This is a genomic window from Micromonospora sp. NPDC049580, assembly GCF_040675595.1.
Classification (GTDB): Bacteria; Actinomycetota; Actinomycetes; order Mycobacteriales; family Micromonosporaceae; genus Micromonospora.
The window spans coordinates 1-5,216 of record NZ_JBFAPG010000454.1; the positions used below are offsets into that span (position 1 = coordinate 1).

Annotated in this window: 9 protein-coding genes; 4 read left to right on the plus strand and 5 right to left on the minus strand. The window is 69.9% G+C overall.

Annotated features, from left to right (window positions below; all coding sequences use genetic code 11):
• Window positions 1–406: glycerol-3-phosphate dehydrogenase C-terminal domain-containing protein (locus tag AB0J68_RS26610; protein ID WP_363941000.1), on the plus strand; the 406-nt coding region annotated here is incomplete at its 5' end.
• A gap of 172 nt (window positions 407–578) precedes the next feature.
• Window positions 579–1,586 carry an RNA polymerase subunit sigma-70 gene (locus tag AB0J68_RS26615; RefSeq protein ID WP_363941002.1) on the plus strand — a complete coding sequence of 336 codons (1,008 nt, stop codon included), beginning with the start codon at window positions 579–581 and terminating at the stop codon, window positions 1,584–1,586.
• 21 nt (window positions 1,587–1,607) lie between these two features.
• Here AB0J68_RS26615 and AB0J68_RS26620 read toward each other — a convergent pair whose 3' ends face one another.
• The 5 genes from AB0J68_RS26620 to AB0J68_RS26640 form a co-directional block, all read right to left on the minus strand.
• On the minus strand, window positions 1,608–2,171 hold the full coding sequence (locus AB0J68_RS26620) for a dihydrofolate reductase family protein (RefSeq protein WP_363941005.1): 564 nt from the start codon (window positions 2,169–2,171) through the stop codon (window positions 1,608–1,610).
• Between the two features lie 106 nt (window positions 2,172–2,277).
• A complete protein-coding gene (locus AB0J68_RS26625; protein ID WP_363941008.1) occupies window positions 2,278–2,598 on the minus strand; it encodes a hypothetical protein in 321 nt (106 codons plus the stop codon).
• Complete coding sequence (locus AB0J68_RS26630) at window positions 2,595–3,026, minus strand: MerR family transcriptional regulator (RefSeq protein ID WP_363941011.1); 432 nt, start codon at window positions 3,024–3,026, stop codon at window positions 2,595–2,597. Before AB0J68_RS26630 ends, AB0J68_RS26625 begins: the two co-directional genes overlap by 4 nt.
• Window positions 3,026–3,361 (minus strand): rhodanese-like domain-containing protein, encoded by a 336-nt coding sequence (locus AB0J68_RS26635; RefSeq protein ID WP_363941014.1) that lies wholly within the window; start codon window positions 3,359–3,361, stop codon window positions 3,026–3,028. The genes AB0J68_RS26630 and AB0J68_RS26635 overlap by 1 nt, the downstream gene beginning before the upstream one ends.
• Entirely contained in the window at window positions 3,342–3,719 is a 378-nt protein-coding gene (locus AB0J68_RS26640; protein ID WP_363941017.1) for a hypothetical protein, read from the minus strand. The genes AB0J68_RS26635 and AB0J68_RS26640 overlap by 20 nt, the downstream gene beginning before the upstream one ends.
• A 266-nt stretch (window positions 3,720–3,985) precedes the next feature.
• Here AB0J68_RS26640 and AB0J68_RS26645 point away from each other — a divergent pair, with 266 nt between their 5' ends.
• Window positions 3,986–4,447, plus strand: coding sequence for a DUF6153 family protein (locus AB0J68_RS26645; RefSeq protein ID WP_354863149.1), 462 nt, complete (start codon window positions 3,986–3,988; stop codon window positions 4,445–4,447).
• 101 nt (window positions 4,448–4,548) lie between these two features.
• Window positions 4,549–5,187, plus strand: a complete 639-nt coding sequence (locus AB0J68_RS26650; protein WP_363941021.1) for a DUF305 domain-containing protein — start codon at window positions 4,549–4,551, stop codon at window positions 5,185–5,187.
• Window positions 5,188–5,216: the final 29 nt, after the last annotated feature.

Sequence of the window (5,216 nt, forward strand, 5' to 3'; positions counted from 1 at the left end):
GCACCTCGTCGACGGCGGCGCCGAAGCGCCGCAGCAGGTGCTGGCGCTGCTGCGGGAGGACCCCACGCTCGGCGAGCCGCTCGACGGCGCGGAGGACTACCTGCGGGTGGAGGTCGTCTACGCGGCGTCCGCCGAGGGGGCGCTGCACCTGGAGGACGTGCTGACCCGGCGTACCCACATCTCGATCGAGAGCTTCGACCGGGGCCTGATGGCCGCCCGGCCGGCGGCGACGCTGATGGCGCCGGTCCTTGGCTGGGACGACGAGCGGGTCGACCGGGAGGTGGCGCACTACGTCGCGCGGGTCCGGGCCGAGCGGGCCGCGCACGAGCAGCCCGACGACGCGGCGGCCGACGCCTTCCGGCTGGACGCGCCCGACGTGGTGCCGGCGGTTGCCGTGGCGACCTGAGCGGGCTCCGGCGGTGTGCCCGCACCAGCTGGTCCTGGCACTCGTCTTTGTTCTCCGCCGGTCGAAGGCGCGCCGATGCGGCCCTAGGTGTCGGCGGCTTCACCGATCAGAAATCCTCCGCCACGTCGTCGGTTCCTTTAGCACTCACGCACCGGTGGAAGGATCAACGACCATGACCGACGCCAGACCGCTAAGCGCCACCGAGGCCGCGTTCATCGCGGCGGTCCACTCAGGCGACACGGCGCGGTTTGCGCTCATCACGGAGCGCCACCGGCGTGAGCTGCAGGTGCACTGTTACCGGATGCTCGCGAACTACGAGGACGCCCAGGACATGACGCAGGAGACGTTCCTGCGAGCGTGGAAGAAGCGGGAGTCGTTCAGGGGCCACGCGGCCGTGCGGACCTGGCTGTACCGGATCGCGACGAACGCCTGCCTCGACTTCCTGGAGAAGCGCAACGACCGCACACCCGTACCGTTCGAGCTGCCGAACCCCGACTCCGAGCTGCTGTACCTGCAGCCGTACCCCGACCGGATGCTCCCCGAGGACCCGCTGGAATCGGTGGTGGCGCGGGAGACGATCGAGCTGGCGTTCATCATCGCCGTCCAGCACCTGCCGCCGCGGCAGCGGGCGGTGTTCATCCTGCGCGACGTCCTCGGCTGGCCGGCGTCGAAAGCCGCCGACGCCCTTGAGCTGACCGTCGCATCGGTGACCAGCGCACTGCAGCGGGCCCGTGTGACGATGCGCGAGCAGCTGCCCGACCGCCGTCTCGACTGGCGGAGCCCCGCCACCCACGAGCTGTCGAATGACGAGCGCGGCGCGGTGAAGTCGTACATCGAGGCCCATGAGCGCAACGACCTCGACGGGCTGACGTCCCTACTGCGCGACGACCTGCGTTTCGCGATGCTGCCCAATCCGGGCACCGTGACCACGACGGCCAGGGAAGCGGTGGACGGCTGGGTCTCCCATGGGCTCTTTCAACGCGGCTACGACGACTGGCGCGGTATCACCACGACGATCAACCGCATGCCTGCCGCCGCGCTGTACCTCCGCACCCCCGACGACCCGCAGTACCGGCTGTTCACCATCGCGGTCCTGCACATCGTCGACGGGAGGATCGCCGAGCTCACCGGATTCGACGCCACCGACAAACCATGGCTGGGCCTGCCTCCGACACGGTGATCAGGTGAGTCCGGCCCGTGCTCATCGCCTCGTCTCGTATCGGGTCAGTATCACGCCGCCGGGAAACGGCCGCGTCTCCACCAGGTTGAGGTTCACCCAGCTGTCCAGGGCCGTGAAGAACGGCGTGCCGCCGCCCAGCAAGGCCGGTGCGGTGACCAGCACGTACTCGTCGATCAGCCCGGCACGCATGGCCGCTGCGGCAAGTGTGGCGCCGCCGATGTCCATGGGGCCGCCGTCTTCGGCCTTGAGCCGGGTGATCTCGGTGACCGCGTCGCCGGTGACCAGGCGGGTGTTCCAGTCGACCGTGCGGGTCGTCGAGGAGAACACCACCTTTGGCATGTCCCGCCAGCGGCGGGCGTACTCGATCTCCGCCGGTGTGGCGCCGGGCTGCTGGTCGGCGGTCGGCCAGTGGGAGCTCATCGCCTCCCACAATTTGCGCCCGTACAGCGCCAGGCCGGTCGCCCCCACCCGGTCGGACCACCACTGGAACAGCTCGTCGCTCGGTACGCTCCAGCCGAGGTCATCGCCAGGCGCGGCGACATAGCCGTCCAGGCTCACGTTCATAGCGAAGATCAGTTTCCGCACCGTGCCAACCTCCCGTAAGTCCATTTAGTACGTACAGACGGGCGCGGCGCGAAAACCTCATCGGTGTGCGATCGGCCCCGCAGGTAAGCCCTCGCGCCCCGGGGGGTCAGCAGCCGCATCCAGTGCTATGGCAGCCGCATCCCGCTCCAGCAATGGCACGCTGGACCGAGCGACGGCGGTGCAGCCACCACATGCCGAGCGCAAGAGCCACCAGTCCGGCGGCGATGGCGAACAGCGTCTTCTCCAGGATCGCGGCGCCCGCGCCGGTGAGCACCCCGGCGGCGATCAGCAGCGGCAGCGCGCAGCAGGCGGCGCAGGCGAGTACGGCGAGTCCGCCGGCAACCTTGCTGCGCCGCGGCGGCGCGTTGTCGATCTCGCCCGGGGCTGGGTTCGGGATGCGGGTCGGCGGCGGGACGGGCTGGCTCATTCGCGTTCTCCGGAGGGTCGAGTGGTGCCGATGGTCAGATACGGGATCGGGCAGTCCGTGCAGGTGCAGTTGGTGAGGCTGTTGCAGCGCGCGTCGACGACTTCGGTGAGCGTGGCGCGGATCGCGGTCAGGTCGGCGATCTTCAGGTCGATTTCGGCGATCTTGTCGATGGCCCGATGCCGCAGATCCGCGCTCGGGTGCCGGTGGCGGCCCGCGTCGAGCAGCTCGGCGACCTCGTCGAGGGTGAATCCGAGTCGCTGCGCTGCCTTGATCACGTTGAGCAGGGCGACCGTGTCGGCTGGGTAGAGGCGGTGCCCGCCGTTCGTCCGTGACGGTTCGGCGAGCAGGCCGCGGCGCTCGTAGTAGCGCAGCGTCTGGATGTTGACGCCGGCCTGCTCGGCGACCTCGCCGGTGCGCAGCCCGTCCATCACGACGCCCGTGCCGTCGACCGGGTACCGGCGAACGGCAACCCAGCCTGGGCCCAGTCGGCCTTGCCGCCGTCGTAGACGCGTACGTCGGTGTAGCCGAGCCGCTCGAACGCCGCGGCGGCGGCCTTCGAACGCGAGCAGGCCGGGCCGGAACAGGAGGTGACCACGGTCCGGTCACGGTCCGGCGTCAGCCGGGCCGCCAGATCGGCGGACAATTCACCGGGCAGGTTCACCGCACCGGGCAGATGGTCCGCCTCGAAATGAGCTGCCTCGACGAGCGTGACCTCACCGGCATCGAGCAGTTCGCGAAGCCGCTCACGACTGATCCGCTGCACGACGCTCCTCTCGGCTCGCGGTGCGAGCGGCAGCGTCACGGGCGCGGCCCGCGAGAGAGGCCAGGACCTCGCCATGCTGGGGCGGCACCGCGACGTCCAGGGTCACGGCCTCCCCGTCGCCGATACGCTCGACTGCGACGGTGAAGTCGAAGAACGAGCAGCATTCGGTCTCGCGAGCGGCAAGGTCACGCACCGTGGTCGCCAGACCCGCCGGGCCGGCCAGACGCAGGCGCGTGTGGGTCGCGTCGAGCTGGTCCACCTCGCGCACAGCGGTGGCGAACAGTTCAGCAAACTCCGCCAGCCGCAACGGCTGTTGCGCCGTCGGTAGCGTGCAGGCGTCCGGAATCACGAAAGACATGCCGCCTCCTCGAACCTGGGCGCCATCGGCGCCGTCGGTCGACGGTAAGCCTGTACCTGGGTACCGGATGCAACCCCTGGGTCCACACGACCTTCGAGGCCGCTGCCGGACTCCGTAAAGGAGGGCCACGATCGGGTCGCGTCGCAGCTCGCACCCGTATCGGTGCGCCCGTGCGTTGGTCGATCTGGTGGGTCAACCGTCGACTGTCCGTCACGTTCGGTGCGGGTGTCAGGGATCCCCGCCCGGTGGGTGGGTACGGTGGTTGCGTGACAGGCGCGCGGGCAGTGGGCGCCGGGCCGATGGCCCGGTGGGTGCTGCTGGCCTGCACGCTGTTCGGGCTCGCGGCGATGCACACCCTCGGACACGCCGGGATGCGCATGGGCACCCACCATGGCCACGGGCCGGCCGGTGCGGTGGCCGTGGCTGGCGGGATGGACGTGCCGGCGGAGGTGGCGGCCGCGGTGACTGCCGTGACCGATGAGTGTCCAGGCTGCGCGCACGTGAGCGGTCCGCAGGGCCCGGGGCGCGATGGCATGCCCGGTTGGAGTGTCTGCCTGGCGGTGCTCACCGGTCTGGCGGTGCTCGTGCTGTTGATCGCGCGGTGGTGGGCGAGGCCGCGTCCGGTCGGTTCGCAGATCCGCAACGTCAGCGCGCTGTCGCGGGTATTGCGGGGCCCGCCGCGGCCGGTGGGTCTGAGTCTCGCTCGGTTGTCGGTGCTGCGTACATAGAACTCGCGCTGCGCCGCTGCTGCCCGTACGCGCTGCGCGTACGGCAGGGCGTGCGCCGAGGTTCTTCTCGCACGTTCACCGATACCGAAAGGCTTCTTGTTGTGTTGACACGTTCTGTTGTGCTGCGCCGTGCCGGACTGGCCGGCGTGGCGGTGACCGCTGCGGTGCTGCTGTCGGCCTGCGGCGGCGATGACTCCACGGGCTCCGGGATGGGCCACGGCTCCGGCATGGGCACCAGCGCGCCGGCGGCCTCGGCGAGCGCGGTATTCAACGACGCGGACGTGATGTTCGCTCACATGATGGTCGTCCACCACCGGCAGGCGATCGAGATGGCGTCGCTGGCCGATACCCGGGCCGCCAGCAGCGACGTCAAGGCGCTCGCCACGAAGATCAAGCAGGCGCAGCAGCCTGAGATCGACACCATGAACGGGTGGCTGACCGCCTGGGGCAGGCCGGCCCCGATGGCCAGCGCGAGCGGCATGGACATGGGCATGGGCCACGGCGCGATGGCCGGCGTCATGTCCGACGCGGACATGACCCAACTGGCGAAGGCCAAGGGTGCTGAGTTCGACAAGCAGTTCCTCACCATGATGATCAGCCACCATCAGGGTGCGATCAGCATGGCCCAGCAGGAGACGGCGCAGGGCAGCAACCCGGATGCCAAGACTCTGGCGGCGAAGATCATCACGGATCAGCAGGCCGAGATCACCCAGATGCAGGAGCTGCTGACGAAGGTCTAGACGGTCAGCGGCGGCCGAACCCGTCCCGG